The organism is Streptomyces neyagawaensis (assembly GCF_023516595.1).
Taxonomy (GTDB): Bacteria; Actinomycetota; Actinomycetes; order Streptomycetales; family Streptomycetaceae; genus Streptomyces; species Streptomyces neyagawaensis.
This window is the reverse complement of the sequence record NZ_JAMGBG010000001.1, coordinates 135,322-159,892: the sequence shown is the minus strand read 5'-3', so window position 1 is coordinate 159,892 and position 24,571 is coordinate 135,322. Positions and strand designations below refer to the sequence as shown.

Genomic DNA, 24,571 nt, shown 5'->3' with positions numbered 1-24,571 from the left:
CGGTCACAGGTGCAGCCCGCACTCGGTCTTGGCGCTGCCGGCCCAGCGGCCGGCGCGCGCGTCCTCGCCCGGGGCGACGCGGCGGGTGCAGGGGGCGCAGCCCACGGAGGCGTAACCGTCCATGAGGAGCGGGTTGGTGAGCACCCCGTGCTCGGCGACGTAGGCGTCCACGTCGTCCTGCGTCCAGCGGGCGATCGGGGCGATCTTGACCTTGCCCCGCTTCTCGTCCCAGGCGACGACCGGGGTGTTCGCCCGGGTCGGGGACTCGTCGCGGCGCAGGCCCGTCGCCCAGGCGTCGAAGCGGGCGAGGCCCTCCTCGAGCGGCTTGACCTTGCGCAGGAAGCAGCACAGGTCCGGGTCGCGGTCGTGCAGCTTCGGACCGTACTCGGCGTCCTGTTCGGCGACCGTCTGGCGCGGGGTGATCGTGAGGACGTTGACGTCCATCACGGCCTCCACCGCGTCCCGGGTGCCGATGGTCTCCGGGAAGTGGTAGCCGGTGTCGAGGAACACCACGTCCACGCCGGGCCGGGCCCGGGAGGCGAGGTGCGCGACCACGGCGTCCTCCATGGAGGAGGTCACGCAGAACCGCTCGCCGAAGGTGTCCACGGCCCACCGGAGGATCTCCAGGGCCGAGGCGTCCTCCAGATCACGGCCGGCCTGCTCGGCGAGCGCCTTCAGTTCGGCGCGCCGGGCCCCGTCGGGGCCGGCCGCGGTGTCGTCGTCACTCGGCGACGCGGATGTGTCGCCATCCGCCTGAACGGTCGTCATATGTGGTCCCCTCCGCTGTCGGCTCGCTGAAGCCCCCGGGCCAGCAGCCCGAGGAACTTCAGCTGGAAGGCTCGATTGCAGGCCCCGCATTCCCATGCGCCGTGGCCCTCTTCGTTCGGGCGCAGGTCCTCGTCGCCGCAGTAGGGGCAGTAGAACGGCGCGGCTCGCTCGCTCATGACAGGGACTCCTCGCCGGCCCGCGCCACCCAGGTGGCGAACCGCTCGCCGTCCTCGCGCTCCTCCGCGAAGCGCCTGAGGACCCGCTCGACGTAGTCGGGAAGCTCTTCGGAGGTGACCTTCAGACCGCGCACCTTGCGGCCGAACCCGGCCTCCAGGCCGAGCGCGCCGCCCAGGTGCACCTGGAAGCCCTCGACCTGCTCGCCCCGCTCGTTGAGGACGAGCTGGCCCTTGAGACCGATGTCCGCCACCTGGATACGCGCGCAGGCGTTGGGGCAGCCGTTGATGTTGATGGTGAGCGGCTCGTCGAAGTCGGGGAGGCGGCGCTCCAGTTCGTCGATGAGGGAGGAGCCGCGGGCCTTGGTCTCGACGATCGCGAGCTTGCAGTACTCGATGCCGGTGCAGGCCATCGTGCCGCGCCGGAACGGCGACGGGTTCACCGTGAGGTCCAGCGCCTCCAGCCCCGCGACGAGCGAGTCGACCTGGTCCTCGGTGACGTCGAGCACGATCATCTTCTGCTCGACGGTGGTGCTGACCCTGCCGGAGCCGTGGGCCTCGGCGAGGTCGGCGATCTTCGTGAGGGTGGTGCCGTCGACCCGGCCGACACGCGGGGCGAACCCGACGTAGTAGCGGCCGTCCTTCTGCGGGTGCACACCGACGTGGTCGCGCCAGCGCTCCACGGGCTGGTCGGGGGCGGGCCCGTCGATCAGCTTCCGCTTGAGGTACTCGTCCTCCAGGACCTGGCGGAACTTCTCGGTGCCCCAGTCCGCGAGGAGGAACTTCAGGCGGGCGCGGGTGCGCAGCCGTCGGTAGCCGTAGTCACGGAAGATCGAGATGACGCCCTCGTACACGTCCGCGACCTCGTCCAGCGGCACCCATGCGCCGAGCCGCTGCCCGATCTTGGGGTTGGTGGACAGTCCGCCGCCGACCCACAGGTCGAAGCCGGGGCCGTGCTCGGGGTGGCGGACGCCGACGAAGGCGATGTCGTTGATCTCGTGGGCCACGTCCAGCAGCGGCGAACCGGAGATCGCCGACTTGAACTTGCGGGGCAGGTTGGAGAAGTCCTTGTTGCCGATGATCCGCCGCTGGATCTCCTCCATGGCGGGTGTGCCGTCGATGATCTCGTCGGCGGCGATACCGGCGACGGGCGAGCCGATGATCACACGCGGGGTGTCACCGCACGCCTCGGTCGTGGACAGCCCCACGGCCTCCAGCCGCTCCCAGATCTCGGGCACGTCCTCGACCCGGATCCAGTGGTACTGCACGTTCTGTCGGTCGGTGATGTCGGCGGTGCCCCGCGCGAACTCCTGCGAGATCTCACCGATCACCCGCAGTTGCCGCGTGGTGAGACGGCCACCGTCGATGCGCACCCGCAGCATGAAGTACTTGTCGTCCAGCTCCTCCGGCTCCAGGATCGCGGTCTTGCCGCCGTCGATCCCGGGCTTGCGCTGGGTGTAGAGACCCCACCAGCGCATCCGGCCGCGCAGGTCGTTCGGGTCGATCGAGTCGAAGCCGCGCTTCGAGTAGATCGTCTCAATGCGTGTCCGCACATTGAGACCGTCGTCGTCCTTCTTGAACTGCTCGTTGCCGTTCAGCGGGGTGAAATGTCCGGCGGCCCACTGTCCTTCGCCACGGTGACGGCTCACCTTACGGCGGGGCGTGGCGGAGTTCTCCGGGGTGGCGGCCATGGTTCTACGTCCTTCGGACAAGTCGGTAAGCGGCTCTGACCTGCGCGTACGCGCACATGCGGGCACACCGGCAGCGGTGTGCGGCGCCTGCGCGTCTTTGCGCTGGCCGAAACAGAGGAGGGGGTGCGGCGCTGTTGCCCGGGGTCGTGGCGACCCCTCGCGGTCGGGGCGTCAGCTCACCGGACAGATGGCGCTGGACATGCGGCCGAGGTCGACGTGCCGCCGACTCACCAAGGCAATTCCAGTTCCAGACATGACGGAAGCGTGTCACGGCTCTTTAGACCGAGTCCACCTTCATCCACATGTCGGACAGGGATGTCTCGCATCGCGAGACGATGTGATGTGGGTCATGACGTCCGGGTCAGTGCGCCCGGCCAGGGCCCCGGCGCGGCCACGTCCGCCTCCTCCGTCACCTTGGTGTCGAACAGCCTGAACCCGCGCCGCTCGTAGTTCGCCATCGCGTGCTCGCCGTCCCTGCTGCACGTATGCAGCCACACCCGCTTCGTCGGCGGCAGCGCCGGCCACCGCTCGGCGAGGTCCCAGGCCCGCGCCGTGCCGTACGACAGGAGATGCCCGCCGATGCGCCGCCCACGGAAGGCCGGGATGAGCCCGAAGTACACGATTTCCACGGCCCCGCCGTCCTGCGGCTCCAACTCCACATACCCGGCGGGCGTGCCCCGGTCGTACACGACCCAGGTCTCCACGCCGGGCCGCCGAAGCTGATCCTCCCACTGGGCGTACGACCACGACAGCCGGTCGATCCACAGGATGTCGCCGCCGACGGACGCGTACAGGAAGCGGCTGAACTCGGGGGAGGGCACCTCGGCGCGGACTATGCGGACGTCGTCGCCCTCGGGGGCGGCGGCGGGCAGGAGGTCGCCCGGGGACGTCTGCTCCAGGGACCAGGTGGTGACGGTGCTACGGCTGCTCATACGGCCAGGGAATCACGCGGGCCGGCCCGCGACCAAGGCCGCGGGGTCGCTGGTGGACGGTGGAGCGGGGTCGGTGGTGGACGGTCCGGTACGGACGACGGCCTGGTCGCCTCGTGGGCCGAACAGATGCAGGATCTCCACGGGGTGCGAGTCCGCGGGGCCGAACCAGTGGGGCTCGGTGGTGTCGAACTCGGCCACCTCGCCGGGCCGCAGCGTGAAGTCCCGCTCTCCGAGGACGACCTGGAGCCGGCCGGCGAGGACATAGAGCCATTCGTAGCCCTCGTGGGTCACCAGTTCCGGCGGGCGGGGTGCCAGCACCTGCTTGAAGACCTGCACACGGCCCGGGTACTGCGTCAACGGCACCAGAACGCTTCCGCGCCCCTTGCGCACGGGCCGGAGGTGCACCCGGGGGTCACCGCTGGCGGGCGCCGCCACCAACTGGTCGAGGCTGACGCGGTGGGCCTGCGCCAGCGGGATGAGCAGGTCCAGCGTCGGACGCCGCCTGCCCGACTCCACCCGGGACAGCGTGCTGACGGAGATCCCGGTCGTGGCCGCGAGTGCCTCCAGGGTGAGCCCCCGGTCCCGGCGCAGCCCGCGCAGCCGGGGCCCGATGCCGTCGAGGATCTGCTCCAGCCGCGCGCCGCCGGATCCTGTGCTGTTCATGGCCCCAGTTTTGCGGTGTCCGCAAAAACGCTGGGCCCCGGCCGCCGCTCGGGCCGAGCCTTGCCGGGCCCTGTTCCCCGACCTCGGAGGCGGCCCGTGACCGCGACGACCCACCCCGCTCCCCCCACCCTCGGCGCGCGCGGACGCTGGACGGTCCTGGCCGTCTGCTGTCTGAGCATGTTCCTGGTGGGCCTCGACACCACCATCGTCAACGTCGGTCTGCCGGCCATCGGGCGTGGCCTGGACGCCGACACCCGCCGTCTCGAATGGATCGTCGACGCCTACACCCTCGTCCTCGCCAGTCTCCTGATCTCCTCCGGCGCGCTGGCGGACCGCTTCGGACGCCGCCGGGTGTTCCAGAGCGGGCTGGCCGTGTTCGGCGCGGCCTCACTGCTCTGCGCGCTCGCCCCCTCGGCCGACGTACTCGTCGCGGCCCGCGCCCTCCAGGGCGTCGGCGCCTCGATGCTCAGCCCCGTGGCGCTCGCGATCGTGGTGAACGCGATGCCGGACCCGAGGGAACGGGCGCAGGCGATCGGCGTCTGGGCATCGGTGTTCGGGCTGAGCATGGCCGCCGGACCCGTGACGGGCGGCGCGCTGCTCGCGCATCTCGACTGGCGGGCCCTGTTCTGGATCAATGCGCCCGTCATCGCCGCCGCCCTGCTGCTCAGCGCCGTGTTCGTGCCGGAGTCCCGGGCCACGCGGGCCCGCCGGCTCGACCTGCCGGGCCAACTCCTGCTGATGGTGGCCCTCGCCGTCGTCGTCGGCGTCCTGATCGAAGGGCCGCGCATCGGCTGGACATCGCCCGCGGCCCTGACGGGCTACGCGTGCGGCGCCGCGGCCGCGGCCGCTCTCGTGCGGGTCGAGTCCCGCCGACGTGAGCCGCTCATGGATCTGCGCCTCTTCGGGCGCCCGGTGTTCAGCGGTGCCGTCGTGGGCGCGGTCGCGGTCTTCGTCGCGCTGAGCACGACGCTGCTGCTGAACACCCTCTACTCGCAGCACACCCGGGGATGGACGCCGCTGGCCGCGGGCGTCGCGACCCTGCCCCTGGCCGTCGGAGCGACCGTCTGCGCCCCGTGGGCGGGCCGCCTGGTCGGCCGCACGGGACCGCGGCCGCCGCTGCTGCTGGCAGGCGGGTTCATCACGGTCGGCGGGCTCTGCCTGGTGCGGCTCACCCCGCACACGAGCGTGCTCCTGCTGCTGACCGCGTACGCGTTCATCGGCATCGGGTTCGGCTTCGCCAACGCCCCGCTCACCAACACCGCCGTCAACGGACTGCCCCCCGCCCGCGCCGGGGTGGCGGGGGCGATCACCTCCACGGCACGGCAACTCGGCTCCGCCCTCGGTATCGCGCTCGCCGGTGGCCTGGTCACCGATGCCGGCCCGGCGGAACTCGCGCACGCGTCCCGCCCGGGCTGGCTCCTGGTCGCCGCCTGCGGCATCCTGCTCCTCCTCGTGGCCCAGGTGTCACGGTCGAAGAAGGAGGTGACTGAGGGGCCGGCTCCTCGTGCCGCTAGTCCAGGGCGCGCTCGACGTCGGACAGCTTCACCGCGTACAGCACCCGCTCCGGGATGGGAGCGGTGAGCGTCCACAGTTCGCCGGTCTCGGGGGAGTAGGAGAGGGGCCCGCCGTGCAGCCCCCAGCAGGCGTACGACTGGTGCTCCGAGGTGCCGTTCGTGCAGCTGGCGGCGCGGGCCCGGTTCTCGTCCTGCCGCCACACCGTGCCGTGCCGCCCCTGCTTCGCTGCGGCCTGGCTCACGTACCAGTCGCCGTCGTGGGAGAGGACGCCCCGGACATGGGTGGCCTTCGTCTCGTACGCCTCGTCGGCCTCGACCTCGCCCTGCCGCCCGGTGGCGCCGAGCAGCCCCGCCCGGTCGGAGACGGTGTCGAGGTCGTACCGCCACACGCGGGCCGCCGTCCCGCTGCCCGTAGCGAACGACTCGTTCGCGACGACGCTCGGCGGCGTCGACGTCCGGTCGAGCGACACGGAGGAGAGACAGGGCACGCCTTCGTTGCCGTGCGCGTCGCAGGCGTCGCCCGAGGCGGGGCTGTAGGAGGCGACCGCGGGCAGCACATACCGGTAGTGGTGGGCGGAGAAGCCCCCCTCGACCTTGCCGATCGCGTCGCTGTCGGTGACGTCGGCGCGGAGGAAGCGGTCGAGGTCGAAGACGAAGAGGGAGTCGTCGCGGTACCCGCTGTTCTGCGGGTTCCGGGCGGTGACGATCAACTTGTTCTCGTACCAGGCCATGCCGCCGAGTTGGGAACGCACCGCCTTCAGCCCCTTGCCGTCGGCCTGCGGTACGACGAGCAGCACCCAGCGGTACTTCAGGTCCGACGGGTCGCTCGCGTCGACGAAGGCGACCCGGGCGAGCCCCTCCTCGCCGGCGGTGGTGCCGGCGTGGGTCCAGCCGGACACGATGACCTTGTTGTCGCGGGACGTGGTGACCGACTGGGGCCGCCACCGGTCGTCGACCGCGTCCGGGGCCTCCCAGCAGTACGCCCGCGCGGCCTTCGGCGTGAGCGGCAGGACGCCCTTCTCGGTGACGAAGCAGTCGCCCTGCTCCCGCATCCGGTGGTTGGCGCTGCGCAGCACCTCGTCGACGCCGACCCGGCCGCCCATCCCGGTCGTGAGGGTCTCCAGCGCGGTCCGGTCGGTGAGGTTCTCCTTGAGGCGGAGCGCGCGCAGCTCGGCGGCCGAACCGACCGCCGACAGACCGCCCGGCGTCTTCCCGCCCGCAGCCTGGGACGTGCTGATCAGAGTGGCCGCCGCCGTGAGCGCCAGCGCGGTCCCCGCGAGGGAAGCGCGCAGCGCACGCCCCCTTCTGCGCCGTCGGTGCCTACCGCGATGCTTCATCACAACCTCCCGGTCGGCCAACTGCCTCCTGCGAGCGAAACCTTGACGGAGAGACAGGTGGGGTGGCCTGGAAGGGATGCTACGGCAGTGGGGCACGTGTCACGCCGAGGACGCGGGAAATACAGGGAGATCCCTCACCCGGGGGCCATGATCCGTTCACCGGGGGAGGGTTGCGGGAGGTTTGACGCGGAGCAGGGGTGGCCGGTCAGGGGTCGGCGCGGGGGACCAGGGAGAGGGCGGCGCGGAGACTTGTTCCGTCCGCTCACCACGTTGCCCATACCAGGCCCCTGTTCCATACCGCGTCGCTCCCGTTCCCAGCCTGGCCCAACGCCGGTCTAGGACTGTTCCCCGTGCCCCAACGGCCCTTCCGTCCACGCCTGTCCGCCCGGCGCCGCCCCCCTGGCCCGCACCACCCCCGGCGCCACCGAATGCGGCAGCAGATCGAGGGGGCTGTCCGGGAGGTGCACCTCGACGTCGGCTCGTTCCGTGAAGCGGTAAGGGCGGTGGTCGAGGTAGGCGCCCAGGTAGCGGCGTACGCGGGACATCTCGGCGCGGACGGTGACCGTGCGGGCGGGGTCGCCGAACATGTCGTCGGCGAGGGCGGAGGCGCTGCGGCCGCCGCGGTGGAGGGCGAGGAGATACAGGAGTTCGGCGTGACGGGGGCTCAACTCATGCGTCCAGGAGCCGGCGGAGCCGCAGACGGTGACGGTCCAGCGGCGCGGGTGGGAGACGTCGAGGCTGATCCGGGTGGCCGTAGGGGCGGGCGCGGGGTCCGCGGTGGGCCGTATCAGCCAGCCGGCGGAGAGCGGCTCGACCGTGCACAGTCCCAGCGCGGGCAGCCAGCGGCGGCCCGGCGACAGGGACTTGGGCAGGGCGAGGCGGCCGGTGTACGGCATGCCCGTCACCGCCGCCGTCCAGCCGTCCCGGTCCACGGCGACCGCCGGGCCGCCGATCCGGGCCAGCACCGGGGCCGCCACCGCCCGTAGTTGTTCCAATGAGGCGAGGTGCAGGTCGCGCAGCCGGGACTGGGCCAGCTTGGCGACCGCGTCGACCAGTGCCAGCGTCGCGGGGTGCAGGGTCTCCAGGGGGCCGCTGATGTCGACCGAACCGAGGAGCCTGCCGTCGCGCGGGTCGGTGATGGGCGCCCCGGTGCAGGTCCAGGAGTGCAGGGCCCGCACGAAGTGCTCGGAGGCGAAAACCTGGACGGGGCGGCGGACCACCAGGGGCGTGCCCACCCCGTTCGTGCCGACCGTCTCCTCCCGCAGGTCCGCGCCGACCCCGAGGCCCTGCCCGTCGGCCTTGCGGAGCACCGCCGTACTGCCCTCCCGCCACAGCACCCGGGCGTCCGCGTCCGCGACCATCATGATGTGCTGCGCGGTGTCCGCCAGGGACAGCAACCCCTCGCGCAGCACCGGCAGTACATGCCGCAGGGGAGAGGTCTGGCGGCGGCGCTCCACCTCGTCCCGGCTCAGCAGGTCGGCCCGGAAGTCGTGGTCGGGATCCATCCCGCTGCGCAGCATGCGGCTCCAGGACTCCCTGATCACCGGGCTGGGGGAGGGCTTCGGACGCCGTCCGGCGAGGGCGGAGGCACGGACCTCGCCGAGCACCCGTGCCGCCCGGGCGGCGTCCGTGGCGGTGAGCCGCGTGACTTCCATCGGCGAGTGCGGCACTCGTTCCTCCCGGCAGGGCCGCCTCCCCGCCCGGGAGGGCCGACGGAGTCCGGGCCTGCGTGACCGGCGTTGACTACGGGGTCCCAGTCTGCCGTTCTTCACCCACGGAGGGGCTCACTCCGGCCACAGAGCGCCGACGAGTTGCAACCCCCTGCAACCCTGGCGGACGGCCTGGCCCTGCTTGAAACTTGTTCAACGCCGCCCGGTGCGGCGCGTGTGCTCCGCTCGCAGGGGCCCGAACGCGGGGGTGGTGCCGTGTCGGCGCAGCACCACCTCCGCGCCACTCGAAAGGGGGCCCCGCCCGGTGGGGCTCAGCCCACCGGCCGGGCCCGCTCCACCACCGAGCCCAGGTCCAGCGTGTGGGGCAGGGTGCCGAAGGCCGCGCCCCAGTCGCCGCCCAGACGGGACGCGCAGAACGCGTCCGCGACCGCCGGCGGCGCGTACTGGACGAGGAGGGCCCCCTGGAGGACCAGGGCGAGGCGCTCCACGAGCCGGCGGGCGCGGGCCTCGACGCCGTTGAGGTCGGCGAGTTCGGTCAGCAGGTTCTTGATCGCCCCGTCGAGGCGGTGGTCGGCGCCACGGGCCCGGCCCACCTCCCTCAAGTACGCGTCGAACGCCCGGGGTTCCCGCTGCAGGGCACGCAGCACGTCCAGCGCCTGGACGTTCCCGGCGCCCTCCCAGATCGAGTTGAGCGGCGACTCCCGCAGCAGCCGGGGCATGCCCGACTCCTCGACGTAGCCGTTGCCGCCGAGGCACTCCGAGGCCTCCGTCACCGTGGCCGTACAGCGTTTGGTCACCCAGTACTTGGCGGCCGGCACCGCGAGCCGCAGCAGCGCGCGCTCGCCCTCGTCGCCGTCCGGTCCCTCCGCCGCGTCGTACGCCGCCGCCAGGCGCAGCGCCAGCGTCGTCGCCGCCTCCGACTCCAGCGCCAGGTCGGCGAGAACGTTCCGCATCAGCGGTTTGTCGATCAGCTTGCCGCCGAACGCCTCCCGGTACGCGCAGTGGTGCGTGGCCTGCGCCACCGCCTGCCGCATCAGCGAGGCCGCGCCCAGCGCGCAGTCCAGCCGGGTGACGGACACCATCTCGATGATCGTGCGCACGCCCCGGCCCTCGTCGCCGACCCGGCGCGCCCACGTCCCGTCGAACTCGACCTCGCCGGAGGCGTTCGACCGGTTGCCCAGCTTGTCCTTCAGCCGCAGGATCCGGAAGACGTTGCGAGTGCCGTCCGCCAGCATCCGGGGCACCAGGAAGCAGGTCAGCCCGCCCGGCGCCTGCGCCAGCACCAGGAAGCCGTCGGACATCGGCGCCGAGCAGAACCACTTGTGGCCCCGCAGCTCGTACGTCCCGTCCTCGGCCAGCGGCCGGGCCTCGGTCGTGTTGGCGCGTACGTCGCTGCCGCCCTGCTTCTCCGTCATGCCCATCCCGAAGAGCACACCGGCCTTCCGGTCGGCGGGCCGCAGGTCCCAGTCGTAGATCGTCGACGTCAGCCTGGGCTCCCACTCGGCGGCCAGTGCCGGGTCCGTGCGCAGCGCCGGCACCGCCGCGTGGGTCATCGACAGGGGGCAGCCGTTGCCGGCCTCGACCTGCGTCCAGACGACGAAGCCGGCGGCGCGCCGGACATGCCCGGAGGGCCGTGTCCAGGCGGCTGTCAGCCCCGCCGAGACGCCCTTGCCCAGCAGCCGGTGCCAGGACGGGTGGAACTCGACCTCGTCGATCCGGTTGCCGTAGCGGTCGTGGGTGCGCAGCTTCGGCGGGTTCTCGTTGGCGAGCCTGCCCCACTCCTGGACCTGCGCCGACCCGGCCGTGTGGCCGAGCCCCGACAGTTCACCGCGGGCCTCGTCGAGGACGTCCGGGGCCACATGCCGCTCGACGGCCTCCGTCAGGACCCGGTCGGCGGCGTAGACGTCATAGCCCACCAGGGGCGGAACCTGATTGGTCACTTCGTGCGTGGCTGCCATGCCAGGAAACGTACCCCCCGGTACGGCGACGGTCACCCGCATCCGGGGGAGGCTCCCCGAGGCCGCCCCGCTCGGACCACCCGCCCGAGGCCGCACCCGCTCCGCCCACCGGCCCAGGCCCCCCGCCCGGCTCGGACCAGCGGCCCGGGGCCACCCCCCGGCCCCCGGCCCGAGGCCGCCCACCCGGCTTGGACCACCAGCCCGAGGCCGCCCCCCGGCCCGAGGCGGCCCGCCCGGCTCGGATCACCAGCCCGTGGCGGCACCCGCTCCGCCCACCGGCCCAGGCCCCCGCCCGGCTTGGACCAGCGGCCCGGGGCCACCCCCCGGCCCCCGGCCCGAGGCGGCCCGCCCGGCTCGGACCAGCGGCCCGGGGCCACCCCCCGGCCCCCGGCCCGAGGCCGCCCACCCGGCTTGGACCACCAGCCCGAGGCCGCCCACCGGCCCGAGGCCGCCCACCCGGGCTTGGACCGCCTGCCCGAGGCCCCCGGCTCAGACCACCGGCGCCGCCAGTTCCCCCGTGCCCAGTTCGTCGGTGCCGAGGACGGACTCTCCGTACTGTTCGAGGGGCCAGCCCGGGCGGTAGATCGTGTCGAGGTAGCGTTCGCCGAGGTCCGGGGCGATGGCGACCGCGGTGAGGTCGGGGGAGCCGTCCCGGTTCAGCCAGTCGACGGCGCCGCTGACCACCGTGCCGGTGGAGCCCCCGAAGAGGAAACCGCGCCGCGCCAGGCGGTGGCAGGCCCGTACGGTGTCGGCCTCCTCCACCCGGACGACGTCGTCCACGCAGGACGCGTCGAGCAGCGGCGGCGGCACGCTCGTGCCGAGGCCGGGGATCAGCCGCCGGCCCGGCGTCCCGCCGAACGCGACCGAGCCCACGCTGTCCACGGCCACGATCCGCACCCGGCGCCGCCGCTCCCAGAACCACTGGGCGCACCCCATCAGCGTTCCCGAGGTGCCGACCCCCACGAACAGCACGTCGAGCCGGGGGAACTGCCGGGCGATGGCGGGCGCGGTGGTGCGGTAGTGCGCCCGCCAGTTCGCCTGGTTGGTGTACTGGTCGAGCCACACGTACCGCTCGTCGGCGGCGCACAGCGCGCGGACGTAGGCGATCCGCGCGCCGAGGAAGCCGCCGATCGGGTCCGGCTCGGTGATGACGTCGACCCGGCTGCCGAGCGCCTCCATCAGCCCCTTGGTCGCCGGGTTGCAGCGGGCGTCGGTCACGCACAGGAACCGGTAGCCCCGGCTCGCCGCGATCATGCTGAGCGCGACGCCCAGGTTCCCGGACGAGGACTCGACGAGGGTCGAGCCCGGCCCGAGCCGTCCGTCCCGCTCGGCGGCCCGCACCATCTCGGTCGCGGCCTTGAGCTTGATCGAGCCGGCGAAGTTGAAGCCCTCGCACTTGAGGAAGAGCCTGTGGCCGACGACCGTGCGCAGGTCGACGTACAGCTCCTCCTCGTTGAAGTCCGTGGGAACGGATATGACTGGCACTGCGGCCCCCCTGGTGGTGCTTGTCGTACCGCTGCGTCGGCCGTCAGCCGTGCCGGCGCAGCTCGTGGAAGAAGTCGTCCACGATCCGCAGGCCGCCCGTGCGGGCGACCTCCGCGTGGACACGACCGCCGACCGCGAGGTCGAGGACCCCGAGGCCGAAGGGTGAGAAGACCACCGGACGGTCCGCCGGCACGGACACGCGGCCGGTGAGCACGTCGTGGAGCGTTCCGTCGAGGAAGTCCCGGCCGCCGGTGAGCTGTTCGGTGAGATGCGGTGAGGTGTTCGCCTTCAGACAGTGCTCGACGTCGTCGACGAAGTTCGCCGAGGCGAGCAGCACGTCGGGCGCCAGGTCCCGCAGCGACACATGCAGCACCAGCGGGTGGTGGGCGAACCACTTGGGCTCGTGCACATGCGGCTCGCCCGCGATCGTCGCGAACACGATCAGATCGCTGGCGCGGATCACGTCCTCGGCGCTGTCGTACGTGACCACCCGCCCGCTCGCGCCGGACCGTTCCAAGTACCCCCGGAACCCCGCCGCACTGGTCGCGGACAGGTCGTGCACCCCCACCTCTTCGAAGGACCAGCCGGTCGCGGCGAGGAAGGTGTGGATGTAGCGGGCGATCAGGCCGGTGCCGACGAAGCCGACCCGGACGGGGCGGGGCGCCTCACGGGCCGTGCTCAGCCGGTCGGCCGCGAGCGCCGCCGACGCGGCCGTCCGGGTCGCGCTGATGACCGAGGCCTCCAGACAGGCGAACGGATAGCCGGTGGTGTGGTCGTTGAGGATCAGCACGGCGGAGGCGCGGGGCAGCCCGGCCGCCGTGTTCTCCGGGAAACTGGAGATCCACTTCAACCCGTCCACCTGGAACGTTCCCCCCAGCGAGGCGGGCAGCGCGATGATCCGCGAGGACGGGCGGTCCGGGAAGCGCAGGAAGTACGACGGCGGGTTGACCGTGTCGCCCGTGTCCCCGGCGCCGTGCAGCCGGTACACGGTCTCGACCAGGTCGACGATCTCCCGCTCCCGCCCCTGGAGCGCCTCCCGCACCTGGGCGCCGGAGATCACGGCGAAGCCCGGAGTCCCGGTCATACGAAGCTCACCTCGTCCTTCGTGTCGTCATCGGAAAGCCGTACGGGGTCCGTGAACCCCACGAGCACCTCGCGCGGCCCCTCGTAGGGCTCGCGGCTGTGGGCGCAGCGGATGTTGTCGACGAGCAGCAGGTCACCGGCCAGCCACGGGGTGCGGACGGTGTGGGCCTCGTAGACCGCGTTGAGCGTCTCCACGACGTCCGCGCCGATCGGTTCGCCGTCGCCGTGGCGGGTGTCGAAGGGCAGTCCGTCCGGCCCGTAGAGGTCCACCAGGTACGCGCGCACCTCGGGGTCCATCGTCCATGCGTTGAGGAACGCGACCTGGTTGAACCAGCAGCGCCGGCCGGTGACCGGGTGCCGCACCACGGCGGGGCGCCGCTGCCGGGTGCGCAGGGAGCCGTCGGGCTGCCAGGCGACGTCGACGCCGCCCGCGCGGCAGTAGCGCTCGACGGCGGCCCGGTCGGTGGTGCCGAAGGCATCCTCGACGGACGCGCCGATCTCGTCGTTGTAGGAGCGGGTCAGCAGCCAGCCGTCCCGCTCGAACCGTTCGGCGAGCCCGGTCGGCAGCGCGGCGAGCACGGCCTCCGCGTCGGCGAGGCCCGTCGCCCCGCCCCGGTCGGCGGGCCGGAGGCAGGCGAGGAGCAGCAGGCCGGGGAACTCCCGTGTGTAGCTCGACTCGTGGTGCATGCACATGGGCTGGTTCGGCGGCCACGGGGTCGAGGAGTACACCCCGTTCGCGTGCGTCCGCCGGGGTGCGAAGGTCTCCCGCTCGTCCAGCAGGGTGCCGCCGCCCAGCTGCCGGAACACGGCCTCGGCCTCGGCCGCGTCCCGCAGTCCGAGGCCCCGCACCAGGACCGCGCCGTGCTCGGCGACGACGGCCCGCAGGGAGTTCCGGTGCCCGGCCGCCCAGCGGGGCGTGGGCACGACGGGCGAGACCGGCAGCAGCGCGGGCCTGCCGGGGGAGAGGTCCACGTCCGGGAGCGGCTGCGGTACCGGCGGTGTCTCCGGGGCGGTGCGGCGACGGCCCGGGGCGCCGCGGCGGCTCAGAAAGCTCATGACGACGCCCTCCCGTCGAGGTCGGCGGCGGCCCGTGCGGCCGTCCGTGTGTCGATCAGGGCGGCGAGGTCCGCGAGGACGGGATGGTCGACCACGTCCTTGAGGGACACCGCCCGGTCCAGGGCGACCGCGAGCTTCACCGCCGACAGGGAGGTGCCGCCCCGGTCGAAGAAGTGGTCGTCGCGGCCGATCCGGGCCCGCGGCACCCCCAGCACGTCGGCCCACGCGAGGGCCAGCCGCTCCTCGGTCGCCGTGACCGTCGACACCGCGGGTCGGCCGTCCGTGGTGTCGACGCACTCGGCCAGTTCGGTGAGCGCCCGCCGGTCCGTCTTGCCGTTGGCGGTCAGCGGCAGGCTCGCGCGCCAGTGGAACACCGACGGCACCATGTACGCCGGCAGCGAGGCCGCGAGCCGCTCCCGCAGCACCTCGCCCGGCAGCGGCCGGCCGGAGTGGAAGGCGACCAGCCGAGCGCCCCCGGCGACCACGACCGCGCCGTCACGGACCCCGTCGACCCGCAGCAGCGCGTTCTCCACCTCGCCGATCTCGATGCGGAAGCCGCGCACCTTGACCTGCGTGTCGCGGCGGCCGAGGAACTCCAGCTTGCCGTCGGGCCGCCACCGCCCGTGGTCCCCGCTGCGGTAGAGCCGCTCACCCGGCCGGTACGGGTCGGTGGTGAAGGCCCGCCGGGTGCGCTCGGGATCGTTGACATAGCCCCGCCCGACGCAGATGCCGGAGAAGACGACCTCCCCCGGGGCGCCCAGCGGCACGAGGGAGAGGTGCTCGTCCACGACGTACACGCGGACGTTGCCGACCGGGCGGCCGAGCGGCACCCGATCGCCCTCCGGCGCCCGGTGCATCACCTCGTGGTTGGTGTCGTCCGAGGTCTCGGTGAGACCGTAGGCGTTGACCAGCGGAATCCCCGGCCCGGTGGCGAACCAGCGTTCGGCCAGCTCCTTCTTCAGCGCCTCCCCGGTGACGGACACCCGGCGCAGGTCGGGCAGCGGCCGCGGGCGCTGCTCCAGATGGGCGAGGACGGCTTCGAGGTACGACGGCACGACCTGGAGCACATTCACCCGGCCGGCCGCGATCCGGTCGACGAACCGTTCGACGTCGAGGATCTCCTCCTGCTCCACCAGCAGCGTCCGCCCGCCGGCCAGGGGCGCGGCCAGCAGCTGCCACAGGGAGATGTCGAAGCACTGGGGCGCGGTCTGCGCGACGACGTCGCCCTCGCCGATCCCCAGGTCGTCGAGCTTGGCGTGGAGGTGGTTCACCAGGCCGACGTGCTCGCACATCGCGCCCTTGGGCTCACCCGTGGAACCGGAGGTGAAGTAGATGTAAGCGAGCCGGTCCGGGGTGATCTCCATGCCGAGGTCGGAGTCGGTGTGCGCCTCGTCGTACGCGTCCTCCACGAGCAGTTTCTGTGTGTCGGGCAGCGCGGCCAGGGCCGTGTCGAGGGTCGCGGTGCTGCCCCGCTCGGTGAGGACCAGCCCACAGCGGGCCCGGGTGAGCATCCGGGTGATGCGCTCGGCGGGGAAGTGCGGCTCGACGGGGAGGTAGACGCCGCCGGCCTTGAGGACGGCGAGGACGGCGGCCATCCAGTCGAGGTTCCGCTCGGTGATTACCGCCACCACCCCTTCACGGCCGAGTCCGCGCACCAGCAGGGCCCGACTGAGCTGGTTCGCGCGGGAGTTGAGCTCCCGGTACGTCCACCGGCGGTCGCCGTGGACGGCCGCGACGGCGTCGGGGTGCGCCACGACCCGCTGCTCGAACAGCTCGTGCGCCCGGCGGTCGGGCAGTTCACGGTGCGGCCCGGCGAGGCCGTCGAGCTGGAGGCGGACCTCGTCGTCCGACAGCAGGCTCTGCCGCGCGTGTTCGGCGTGCGGTTCCACCGCGAGCCCGGCGAGCGCGGTGACGTGGTACCCGGCGATCCGGGCGGCGGCGCCCTCGTCCAGCACGTCGGTGCGGTACCGAAGCCGCAGCGCGGGCCCGTCCGCGCCCCGCACCGGCGCCACCCGCAGGACCACGTCCCCGTCGAGGTCGCCGTCCGCCCCGGTGGCGTCGAGCACGGTCTCGAACGGCGGTTCCTCCAGGCCGAGTTCGGCGCGCAGGGCGTCCACGGGGAAGCCGGCGTGGGCCGACAGCTCCGCGAGGACGCGCCGGGTGTGCCCCAGCAGGGACCGCCAGGTGTCACCGGGCGTGGTGCCGATCCGGCAGGGCAGCACCCGGCCGTCCACCGCCCAGCCGGTGGTGACCTCTCGCTCGCCGCAGAGCGCGGCGAGTACTTTCGCGTGGGCGGCGAGCAGCGCCGCCGTCCCGTCCGGGCCCGCCAGCAGGCCCTCGGGCAACGGCACTTCGTAGGCGGCGGTGCCCTTCACGGGGGCGCCGCTCCACCTCGGGATCGCGGTCCGCCCCCCGGCGGCCAGCATCCCCTGCCAGAACGTCCGGGCGGTGTCGCCCGCCGTTGTCGACCGGTCCATGTGTCTCCCCCCGATTCACTTCACTGTTCGCGCGAGGCGTCCGTCAGGGAGCGCCCCGTGGTGTCCGGTGCCGCGTACCGCGCCGTCTCCGTCGCCGGATTCCCGCCCCACCGCGCGTACGGCGGCACCTCCTCGCCCTTCATCAGGAAGGAGTCCGGGGCGAGCACGGCCCCCTCGCCCAGCACCACGCCGTAGTGCACGAACGCCCCGACCTCGAGCGTGCAGCGCGCGCCGATCGTGACGTGGTCCGACTTGAACGTGCCGTCCTCCTGCGAGTGGGCCTGGATCTTGGTGCTCGCGGCCAGCGTGCAGTCGTCCCCGATGGTGGTCAGGGTCCGCTCCGTGATGTACGCCCCGTCGTCGAAGACCCGCCGGCCGATCCGCACCCCCATCAGCCGCCAGACGACGCTCTTGTACGGGGTGCCGTTGAGGACCTGGAGGTGCTTGTCGGAGAGCTTCCACAGCCGCTCCTGGCGCCAGAACACCGGGTCGTAGATGGAGCACAGCCGTGGCCGCAGCGGCCGGAACCCGGTCAGGCACCGCTCCACCAGCACGTAGTAGGCGATCGTGAACACCAGCCCGGCGAGCGGGACCGCGGCGAGGGCGAGCAGCCCGGCGGTGCCGTGGTGCCCGTACAGGTCGTAGGCCGCGAAACCGAGGACGGTGAGCACGCACAGGTGCAGCCAGCGCAGCAGGACGAACAGGGCCATCGAGCGCAGGTTGCAGCGGTTCTTCGCGGCGAGCCTGCGGCGCAGTTCGTCGCCCTCCCGCAGATGGTCGAAGCGGCTGTCGCGCTCCACGGAGCGGGGGATCTCGAAGGGCGGCGAGCCGAGCAGCCCGACCCCTTCGCGGATCTCGCCGTCGAGCGGGACCAGCACCTTGGTCGCCAGCAGGCAGTTCTCGCCGGTCCGGCCGCCGACCGGGTAGGCGATGGCGTTGCCGAGGAAGTTGTGCCCGCCGATCGACGTCCGGGACACCCGGAACGACGTGGCGGAGTACTCGGCGTTCATCACCGACAGCCCGTCCGCGACCATGGTGCCGCTGCCGACCCGGGTGAGGAACGGCGTCTCGTGCTGGATCTCGGTGCCGAAGTTCGACCCGGTCTGCTCGACCCGCGACAGGTCGTACCCGAGTGCCTTGAGGTACGGGACGATGTAGGAGCTGTCGCCGCACAGCCAGGCGAAGAACTTCAGGTTCGTCAGGCGGGCGATCGCGCGGTGCACCGAGTAGTGGAAGCCGTACAGCGGGTACGTCCGGTCCGGCCGGACCAGCGGGCGCAGCAGCCGCGGCACCACGAGCACCGCGAAGGCGCCGGTGACGACACTGCCGAGGAACAGCGCGAGGGACAGCGCCACCGCCTCGGCGTAGAAGCGGGCCGAGGTGAGGTGCAGCGCCGCCGGGTCGAGCAGGACCTCCAGCGAGGGCACGGCGGCGAGCAGCAGATGGGCGCCGCCGACGGTCAGCGGTACGTACAGCAGGAACACCTGGAGCAGCGTGGCGAGTCCGTATCCGGCGCGTCGCGCGGTGCCGCAGGGGGCCGGTCCGACCCGGATGTGGTCGACGTCCGTCGGGCGGGCGGGGGAGCCGTGCCGGCTCTGCCCCGCGGGGACGGTCTCGCCGGCGCGCAGCGCGGAGGAGTGGCCGAGCTGGGAGCCGTCGCCCATGGCGGTGTCGATGTCGAGCACGGTGTGCTCGCCGACGAACACGTCCCGGCCGAGGGTCACCGGACCGGTGCGGATGCGCCCGGCGCGGGCCCGGTAGCCCAGGAAGTGGCACTCCTTGCGGATCACGGTGCCCGCGCCGATGGTGAGCAGATCGGTGCAGACGGGGACGGTACGGCTGAGGATCGTGACACCGGGGCCGATCCGGGCGCCCAGGGCACGCAGGTACAGCACGTACAGCGGGTTGCCCACGAGCAGGGCCATCGGGCTGGTGCGCAGCAGCGCCTTGACGATCCAGAACCGCAGGTAGGCCGGGCCCCACACGGGGAACTCCACCGGTTTCCACCGCCCGATCAGCAGCCACTTCGCGGCCACCGGCAGCAGGCACAGGGCGACGAGGCCGAGCCCGCCGAACACCGCCGACCGCAGATAGACCTCGACGATCCCGGAGCCGTCCGCCACCCACGCGTACCCCTGGAGGGAGCCGAGGGCGGCCACCAGGCAGTACCCGGCGAAGACGAGCAGCTGGAGCGCCCCGCACAGCACATACCGGGGTGTGCTGCCCGGCGCGGTCGTCTCGGGCGGCGGAGCGGGAGCGGCGGCCGGCGGCTCGGGAGCCTGGGCCAGCGCGGCCGCGAGGGAGCGGACGGTGGGGTGGCCGTAGACGTCCCGTATGGATACGGGGGGCAGATGCGGATGCTTCCTGACCCGGGCGCAGAAATGAGCCATCGTCAGTGAGTTGGCGCCGAGATCGTCGAAGAAGTGCGCGTCAACGGGCGCATGTTCGATATGGGTGACGTCGGCCAGAACATCGGCCAGAAGTCGCTCGACGGCGGTGTGACTTTTCGCCGCGTCCGGCTCGGCCGCCTCGACCGCATCCGGTTCTTCCACCACGTGTCGTGGTACTGGCAATGTCATCGAATTCTCCGCGACAGGTATTACGAGGAAGGGCGCCCGGGGGTGAAAGGACGGCGCGCGGAATGACGGTGAGAAAGGGGACGGAATGCGGTGACGGGAGTGGCGGAATGGAACAGGCTGGTCGAAGCCTGGAGAATCCCCCGGACTGTGCTGTGCCGCAGCCTGATCCGGGCCGGCCCAGCGGAATGCAATCCGGATTCTTTCGGCACATTACCGAACAGGTCAAGGGAGACCGGGTAATTGACGCTTTCCCGCCCCTTTTCCGATCTCTTCCGACCTGTCGGACCTCGCCCGGCCGTGGGCTTCAGCGGGGAACTTTCCAAAAAGCGGGCACAAACACGCTCCGTCGTTCCACTTCCGTCGCCTCAATAATTCGGCCAGCACGTCCATGACAGAAAACGAGATACGGAATCATCTTTGGTTTCCGCTGTGTTTCCCTACGGCATCTGCCCCGTGACGGGGCCGGAGGGATGCGAGCGGCCCACGCGGAACCGGCCGCGGCCCGCGGCACCGGGAGGTGAGGTCGGCACGCCCGGACGGATACCTTTAGGGCGTGCAGCCAGCAAGTCAGTCACCCCCCCGACCCGAGAGCCCGCACGGGCGTCTCCATCGCGCGCGTGCCCTCTACCGCAACGTCTCCAAGCGCAGGACCGCCTGGCTGCTCCTCAAGGACACCGTCAACTCCTGCATCGAGTACCGCATCCTCGGTCTCGCCGCGGAGGCGGCGTTCTTCACCCTGCTCTCCGTGCCGCCGCTGCTGCTCAGCATGATCGGCCTCCTCGGCTACGTCGACGACTGGACCGGCGCCGACACCATCGCCAGCCTGGAGCTCAACCTGCTGGAGGCCTCCCGCACCGTCCTGTCCGACAAGGGCGTCCAGGAGATCGCCCAGCCCATCCTGGACGACGTGATGAAGGGCGGCCGCCCCGACGTCATCTCCATCGGTTTCCTGATCGCCCTGTGGTCCGGCTCCCGCGCGGTGAACGTCTTCATCGACACCATCACCGTCATGTACGGCCTCGACGGCGTCCGTGGCATCGTCAAGACCCGCCTGATGGCATTCCTGCTGTTCATCGTGGCCCTGCTCATCGGCTCCGTCGCGCTGCCGCTGATGGTCGCGGGCCCCGACGCGGTGGTCCGGATCGTGCCCTGGTCGACCACCGTCGTCCAGGTCCTCTACTGGCCGGTCGTGATCGTCCTGTCGATCGTCTTCCTCACGACGCTCTACCACGTGTCGGTGCCCGTGCGCTCGCCGTGGGTGGAGGACGTGCCCGGCTCCCTGGTCGCCCTCGGCATGTGGGTCCTCGGCAGTTTCCTGCTGCGCATCTACCTCTCCGCCACGGTCGAGGGGGCCACGATCTACGGCTCCCTCGCGGCCGCCGTCGCCGTCCTGCTGTGGATCGGTGTGAGCGCCTTCGCGGTCCTGGTCGGCGCGGCCGTCAACGCCGCCATCGACCGGGTGTGGCCGGCCGCCGCCACGGCCGCCGCCCGCGCCGCCAACGAGCGCCTGCGCGAGGAGCAGGCCGCCGAGTACGTGGCCCGCGCGGCCGCCGCCCGCTCCCACGACCCCGAGGACCCCGACATGCCCTCCGAGTTCCCGGAGCGCTGGTCCCGCTTCCTGCCCCCGGAGGACGTCACGTCGCGCTTGCGGTCCCCGGCGAAGAAGGGCGACGAGTAGGGGCGGACCAGCGGGGGGTCCTGGCCGGGCGGGCACGTCCCGGGCGGGCGGGCATGTCCCGGTCGGGCATGTCCCGGGCAACCGCGCGAGTGACCACCCCTCGCACTCGTCCCGCTGGCGCCCGCTTTCCGCCGCCTGCTGTCCGCCGCCCGCCGTCCGCCGCCTGCCGCTCGGCCCGGCCGCCCGGTCACTTGCTCCGGGCGCCCCGGCGGTGCCCTCCCGGTCACTCGCTCCAAGCGCCCCCGGCCGCGGCCTCCTGGATGAACTCGGTGAATCCCCTCGGCTCCCGGCCCAGGGCACCGCGCACCCCGTCGGTCGTGCTCGCGTTGCGTCCGTCCAGCAGCGCCTCGAACGTCTCCACCAGCGCCCCCACCTCCCCGGCGGGCACCCCGAACCCCAGCAGGGCGTCCCCGTAGTCCCGCGCGGACACCGGCACATAGGTGAACTCCCGGCCCGTGACCTCCGCGATCTCCGCCACCGCCGCCCGGAAGCCCAGCGGCCGCGCCCCGGTGACCTCCACGGTGCGCCCGGCGAACGCCGCCCCGTCGGCCACGAGCGCGGCGACCACCACGTCCGCGATGTCCCGCACGTCCACGAACGGCTCCGCCACCTCACCGCCGGGGAACACCAGCTCCCCCTGCCGCAGCCCCTCCACCAGCGGCCCCTCGCTGAAGTTCTGCATGAACCACGCCGCCCGCACGATCGTCCACTCCACCCCCGACGACCGCACGGCCTCCTCGGCCGGCAGCGCGAGGTCCTGCCCCCGCGCCGACAGCAGCACGAGCCGGCGGACACCCCGCGCGACCGCCTCCCGGGCGAGCCCGCCGAGCGCCTCGGCGGCGCCGGGCGCGCCGATGTCCGACGGGTACACCAGATACGCCGCGTCCACCCCCTGGAGCGCCGGCCCCCAGGTCGACCGGTCCGTCCAGTCGAAGCCGTTCGCGCGGGACGCCGCCCGTACCGTGAGGCCGGCGGCCCGCGCCGCCGCCGCGACCCGGCTGCCCGTACGCCCCGAGGCCCCCGTCACCAACACCGTCATGTCCCACGCGGGCGCCGTGCCCCGCGCCTCCGCCGCGTCCTTGGCCGCGTTCTCCGCCATGTTCTCCGCTGAGTTCGTCGTCATGCCTCCAGTCAACGGGCGGACGCCCCGACGCCCCATCGGCGAGCGGCTCGTTCCCATGCGCGCGCGTCTACGCTGGCCGGCATGGACGCACTCACCGGCCTGCTGGAGGGCCCGCGAGCCCGTGGCGCCTTCATGATCCGTGCGTGCTTCGACCCGCCCTGGTGCGTCCGCGTGGCGGACCACGCCCCGCTCACGATCATGCTCATGGTCCGCGGCGACGCCTGGATCGTTCCCGACACCGGCGACGGTGACGGCGACCGTGTACGGCTCCGGGCCGGCGACCTCGCCATCGCCCGCGGCCCCGACCCGTACCTCTGCGCCGACGATCCCACCACCGCGCCGCAGGCCGTGATCCTGCCGGGCGCCGAGTGCGTGTACCCCGACGGCCGGCCCCTCAACGGCTCCATGGACCTCGGTGTCCGCTCCTGGGGCGACCGGCTCGACGGCTCCGCGGTGATGCTCATCGGCACCTACCTCTGGCGGGGCGAGATCGGCGGACGGCTCCTCGACGCCCTGCCGCCGCTGCTCAGTCTCACCTCGGAGGAATGGGAGTGCCCGCTCACCCCGATCCTCATGGCGGAGGTCGTCCGCGACGAACCCGGCCAGGAGGTCGTCCTCGACCGGCTCCTCGACCTGCTGGTCATCGCCGCGCTCCGCGCCTGGTTCGCCACCCGTGAGGCGCCCGCCTGGTACCGGGCGATGGCGGACCCGGTGGTGGGCCGGGTGCTGCGGCTGCTGCACGACGATCCGGCGCACCCGTGGACCGTGGCGGCGCTCGCCGTGAAGGCGGGGGTCTCCAGGGCTGCGCTCGCCCGACGCTTCCACGAGCTGGTCGGGGAGCCCCCGATGGCCTACCTCACCGCGTGGCGGCTCGCCCTGGCCGCGGACCGGCTCCGGGACACCGACGACACCCTGGAGGCGATCGCCCGGCGGGTCGGCTACGGAAGCGCGTTCTCCCTGTCGAGCGCGTTCAAGCGGGTCCACGGGGTGAGCCCGCAGGAGCACCGGGGGCGAGGGCGGGACCGCCACCGGTCACAGACGTAGGCTTCTCCCGTGTACGCGGAACGGGCGTCTCGGCTGGGCGGGGCCGTCGTATGGACGAACGACCCCGGCGGCCCGGACGACCCCGGCCCGGCGCGGGTCCTCCCCGACGGCTGCATGGACCTCCTCTGGAACGACGGGCGGCTGCTCGTCGCCGGACCCGACACCCGCGCGTACACGGTCGAAGGCGCCACCGGCGGCTGGGCCGGGGTCCGGTTCCAGCCGGGTGCCGCGCCCGCCTTCCTGGGCGTGCCCGCGCATGAACTGCGCGACCGGCGTGTGGCGTTGGACGACCTGTGGCCGACCCCAGTCGTCCGTGGGCTCACCGCGCGGGTGAACGCGGCCCGCCATCCCGCGAGCGGCCTCGAAGAGGTGGTCCTGGAGCGGGCGGCCGAGAGCGAGCGGCCCGATCCGCTGCTGCGGCGGGTGGTCGCCGCGCTGGAGGCCGGACGGCCGGTGGCTGCCACAGCCGACGAACTCGGCGTCGGGGCACGGCAGTTGCACCGCCGCTCCCTCGCCGCGTTCGGCTACGGACCCAAGACGCTGGCCCGCGTACTGCGATTGCAGCGGGCGCTCGCGCTGGCCCGCGCGGGTGTCCCGTACGCCGAGACCGCGGCCCGCACCGGGTACGCCGACCAGGCCCATCTGGCGCGGGACGTGAGGGAGTTGGCGGGACTGCCGCTGGGCGAGCTGCTCGGCGGACGGTGACGGTCCCGCGCGGGTGCGCGCCCCGTCGGCCCCCCGGTCCGCCCTCACCGGCCACCGGCCGTCGGCCGGGGGCGCCACCGCCGCGCCCGCTACCCGGCCGACGGCAGCGGAGCGAAGAGGTCGACGCCGTTGCCGTCCGGGTCCAGGACGACGGCGTACCGCTGGCCCCACACCGCGTCCCACGGCTTGAGCTCGCCCTGGTGCCCGGCGGCGACCAGCTCCTCGTACACCGCGTCGACCTCGGCGGGACTGTCGCACAGCAGGGCCAGGCCGGCGCCGCTGCCCCTGCCCCGCCGCCACTCGGGGTGGAAGGACCGCACGGTCTCCTCGGTGTCGAGCATCAGCCGGAGCCCACCGGGCAGCGCGGCCTCCGCGTGCGGCTGCTCCTCGGAGCCCTCGGGGAAGTCGAAGCCGAGACGGCGGTAGAAGGTGACGGAGGCGGCCATGTCCGAAGCCACCATCCCGATCGCGTCGAGTCGTGGAGTCATACGGCCACCGTAGGCGTGCCGCGCACGGCCGGTCTTGAAGGAAACGGACACGGGGCGAGGCCCGCCGGGAGGCCGTGGCGACTGATCGTGCACGGAGGGGGGCAAGCGCTTTCGGACAACGAACTCTTTGCCCTTCCTGTGGAACAA

The 24,571-nt window shown here is 72.9% G+C and carries 20 protein-coding genes; 4 read left to right on the top strand and 16 right to left on the bottom strand.

Translation table 11 applies throughout. The features are described from left to right. Positions 1–3 precede the first annotated feature (3 nt). From M8J73_RS00665 to M8J73_RS00645, 6 genes are all read right to left on the bottom strand, one after another. The gene (locus tag M8J73_RS00665) at positions 4–768 is read right to left on the bottom strand and encodes a phosphoadenylyl-sulfate reductase (RefSeq protein ID WP_079055002.1); all 765 of its coding nucleotides are present in this window, start codon (positions 766–768) and stop codon (positions 4–6) included. Then, positions 765–944, bottom strand: a complete 180-nt coding sequence (locus M8J73_RS00660; protein ID WP_055540327.1) for a hypothetical protein — start codon at positions 942–944, stop codon at positions 765–767. Before M8J73_RS00660 ends, M8J73_RS00665 begins: the two co-directional genes overlap by 4 nt. Further along, on the bottom strand, positions 941–2,632 hold the full coding sequence (locus M8J73_RS00655) for a nitrite/sulfite reductase (RefSeq protein WP_055540326.1): 1,692 nt from the start codon (positions 2,630–2,632) through the stop codon (positions 941–943). Before M8J73_RS00655 ends, M8J73_RS00660 begins: the two co-directional genes overlap by 4 nt. 171 nt (positions 2,633–2,803) lie before the next feature. Then, entirely contained in the window at positions 2,804–2,887 is an 84-nt protein-coding gene (locus tag M8J73_RS45425; RefSeq protein ID WP_309474722.1) for a putative leader peptide, read from the bottom strand. Positions 2,888–2,979: 92 nt separating this feature from the next. Beyond that, positions 2,980–3,564 carry a GNAT family N-acetyltransferase gene (locus M8J73_RS00650; protein WP_249828091.1) on the bottom strand — a complete coding sequence of 195 codons (585 nt, stop codon included), beginning with the start codon at positions 3,562–3,564 and terminating at the stop codon, positions 2,980–2,982. 12 nt (positions 3,565–3,576) lie between these two features. Further along, entirely contained in the window at positions 3,577–4,227 is a 651-nt protein-coding gene (locus M8J73_RS00645) for an XRE family transcriptional regulator (RefSeq protein ID WP_249828090.1), read from the bottom strand. A 96-nt stretch (positions 4,228–4,323) separates the two neighbouring features. Between M8J73_RS00645 and M8J73_RS00640 the strand changes: the two genes are divergently transcribed. Then, positions 4,324–5,808: an MFS transporter gene (locus tag M8J73_RS00640; protein WP_249828089.1), complete on the top strand. Its 1,485-nt coding sequence runs from the start codon at positions 4,324–4,326 to the stop codon at positions 5,806–5,808. On the opposite strand, the gene M8J73_RS00635 is transcribed toward M8J73_RS00640, so the two are convergent. The 8 genes from M8J73_RS00635 to M8J73_RS00600 form a co-directional block, all read right to left on the bottom strand. Beyond that, a complete protein-coding gene (locus M8J73_RS00635; protein WP_055542928.1) occupies positions 5,738–7,078 on the bottom strand; it encodes a hypothetical protein in 1,341 nt (446 codons plus the stop codon). The two genes, M8J73_RS00640 and M8J73_RS00635, sit on opposite strands and share 71 nt — an antisense overlap. A gap of 335 nt (positions 7,079–7,413) precedes the next feature. Further along, complete coding sequence (locus tag M8J73_RS00630) at positions 7,414–8,733, bottom strand: helix-turn-helix domain-containing protein (RefSeq protein ID WP_249828088.1); 1,320 nt, start codon at positions 8,731–8,733, stop codon at positions 7,414–7,416. Positions 8,734–9,059: 326 nt separating this feature from the next. Further along, on the bottom strand, positions 9,060–10,706 hold the full coding sequence (locus M8J73_RS00625) for an acyl-CoA dehydrogenase family protein (RefSeq protein WP_055542282.1): 1,647 nt from the start codon (positions 10,704–10,706) through the stop codon (positions 9,060–9,062). Between the two features lie 489 nt (positions 10,707–11,195). Then, entirely contained in the window at positions 11,196–12,191 is a 996-nt protein-coding gene (gene sbnA / locus M8J73_RS00620) for a 2,3-diaminopropionate biosynthesis protein SbnA (RefSeq protein WP_055539282.1), read from the bottom strand. Positions 12,192–12,234: 43 nt separating this feature from the next. Beyond that, positions 12,235–13,275, bottom strand: coding sequence for a 2,3-diaminopropionate biosynthesis protein SbnB (gene sbnB, locus M8J73_RS00615; protein ID WP_055539283.1), 1,041 nt, complete (start codon positions 13,273–13,275; stop codon positions 12,235–12,237). Beyond that, positions 13,272–14,330, bottom strand: coding sequence for a TauD/TfdA family dioxygenase (locus M8J73_RS00610; protein ID WP_055539284.1), 1,059 nt, complete (start codon positions 14,328–14,330; stop codon positions 13,272–13,274). The genes sbnB and M8J73_RS00610 overlap by 4 nt, the downstream gene beginning before the upstream one ends. Continuing rightward, complete coding sequence (locus M8J73_RS00605; RefSeq protein ID WP_055539285.1) at positions 14,327–16,807, bottom strand: non-ribosomal peptide synthetase; 2,481 nt, start codon at positions 16,805–16,807, stop codon at positions 14,327–14,329. The genes M8J73_RS00610 and M8J73_RS00605 overlap by 4 nt, the downstream gene beginning before the upstream one ends. A gap of 20 nt (positions 16,808–16,827) precedes the next feature. Then, positions 16,828–19,386 carry a Pls/PosA family non-ribosomal peptide synthetase gene (locus M8J73_RS00600; RefSeq protein WP_206187858.1) on the bottom strand — a complete coding sequence of 853 codons (2,559 nt, stop codon included), beginning with the start codon at positions 19,384–19,386 and terminating at the stop codon, positions 16,828–16,830. 553 nt (positions 19,387–19,939) lie between these two features. On the opposite strand from M8J73_RS00600, the gene M8J73_RS00595 reads away from it, so the two are divergent. Next, positions 19,940–21,064, top strand: a complete 1,125-nt coding sequence (locus M8J73_RS00595) for a YihY/virulence factor BrkB family protein (RefSeq protein WP_206187859.1) — start codon at positions 19,940–19,942, stop codon at positions 21,062–21,064. A 223-nt stretch (positions 21,065–21,287) separates the two neighbouring features. On the opposite strand, the gene M8J73_RS00590 is transcribed toward M8J73_RS00595, so the two are convergent. Beyond that, complete coding sequence (locus tag M8J73_RS00590) at positions 21,288–22,103, bottom strand: NmrA family NAD(P)-binding protein (RefSeq protein WP_249828161.1); 816 nt, start codon at positions 22,101–22,103, stop codon at positions 21,288–21,290. Positions 22,104–22,268: 165 nt separating this feature from the next. On the opposite strand from M8J73_RS00590, the gene M8J73_RS00585 reads away from it, so the two are divergent. Both M8J73_RS00585 and M8J73_RS00580 read left to right on the top strand, forming a co-directional pair. Further along, positions 22,269–23,231 (top strand): AraC family transcriptional regulator, encoded by a 963-nt coding sequence (locus M8J73_RS00585; RefSeq protein ID WP_055542115.1) that lies wholly within the window; start codon positions 22,269–22,271, stop codon positions 23,229–23,231. A gap of 9 nt (positions 23,232–23,240) precedes the next feature. Then, positions 23,241–23,936, top strand: a complete 696-nt coding sequence (locus tag M8J73_RS00580) for a DUF6597 domain-containing transcriptional factor (RefSeq protein ID WP_055542114.1) — start codon at positions 23,241–23,243, stop codon at positions 23,934–23,936. A gap of 89 nt (positions 23,937–24,025) precedes the next feature. Here M8J73_RS00580 and M8J73_RS00575 read toward each other — a convergent pair whose 3' ends face one another. Next, on the bottom strand, positions 24,026–24,424 hold the full coding sequence (locus M8J73_RS00575; RefSeq protein WP_107424117.1) for a VOC family protein: 399 nt from the start codon (positions 24,422–24,424) through the stop codon (positions 24,026–24,028). Positions 24,425–24,571 lie beyond the last annotated feature (147 nt).

Coding starts and splice junctions, on each gene's coding strand:
- M8J73_RS00665 (WP_079055002.1), bottom strand. CDS start 768: ATGACGACCGTTCAGGCGGATGGCGACACATCCGCGTCGCCGAGTGAC.
- M8J73_RS00660 (WP_055540327.1), bottom strand. CDS start 944: ATGAGCGAGCGAGCCGCGCCGTTCTACTGCCCCTACTGCGGCGACGAG.
- M8J73_RS00655 (WP_055540326.1), bottom strand. CDS start 2,632: ATGGCCGCCACCCCGGAGAACTCCGCCACGCCCCGCCGTAAGGTGAGC.
- M8J73_RS45425 (WP_309474722.1), bottom strand. CDS start 2,887: ATGTCTGGAACTGGAATTGCCTTGGTGAGTCGGCGGCACGTCGACCTC.
- M8J73_RS00650 (WP_249828091.1), bottom strand. CDS start 3,564: ATGAGCAGCCGTAGCACCGTCACCACCTGGTCCCTGGAGCAGACGTCC.
- M8J73_RS00645 (WP_249828090.1), bottom strand. CDS start 4,227: ATGAACAGCACAGGATCCGGCGGCGCGCGGCTGGAGCAGATCCTCGAC.
- M8J73_RS00635 (WP_055542928.1), bottom strand. CDS start 7,078: ATGAAGCATCGCGGTAGGCACCGACGGCGCAGAAGGGGGCGTGCGCTG.
- M8J73_RS00630 (WP_249828088.1), bottom strand. CDS start 8,733: ATGGAAGTCACGCGGCTCACCGCCACGGACGCCGCCCGGGCGGCACGG.
- M8J73_RS00625 (WP_055542282.1), bottom strand. CDS start 10,706: ATGGCAGCCACGCACGAAGTGACCAATCAGGTTCCGCCCCTGGTGGGC.
- sbnB (WP_055539283.1), bottom strand. CDS start 13,275: ATGACCGGGACTCCGGGCTTCGCCGTGATCTCCGGCGCCCAGGTGCGG.
- M8J73_RS00610 (WP_055539284.1), bottom strand. CDS start 14,330: ATGAGCTTTCTGAGCCGCCGCGGCGCCCCGGGCCGTCGCCGCACCGCC.
- M8J73_RS00605 (WP_055539285.1), bottom strand. CDS start 16,807: ATGGACCGGTCGACAACGGCGGGCGACACCGCCCGGACGTTCTGGCAG.
- M8J73_RS00600 (WP_206187858.1), bottom strand. CDS start 19,386: ATGACATTGCCAGTACCACGACACGTGGTGGAAGAACCGGATGCGGTC.
- M8J73_RS00590 (WP_249828161.1), bottom strand. CDS start 22,103: ATGACGGTGTTGGTGACGGGGGCCTCGGGGCGTACGGGCAGCCGGGTC.
- M8J73_RS00585 (WP_055542115.1), top strand. CDS start 22,269: ATGGACGCACTCACCGGCCTGCTGGAGGGCCCGCGAGCCCGTGGCGCC.
- M8J73_RS00575 (WP_107424117.1), bottom strand. CDS start 24,424: ATGACTCCACGACTCGACGCGATCGGGATGGTGGCTTCGGACATGGCC.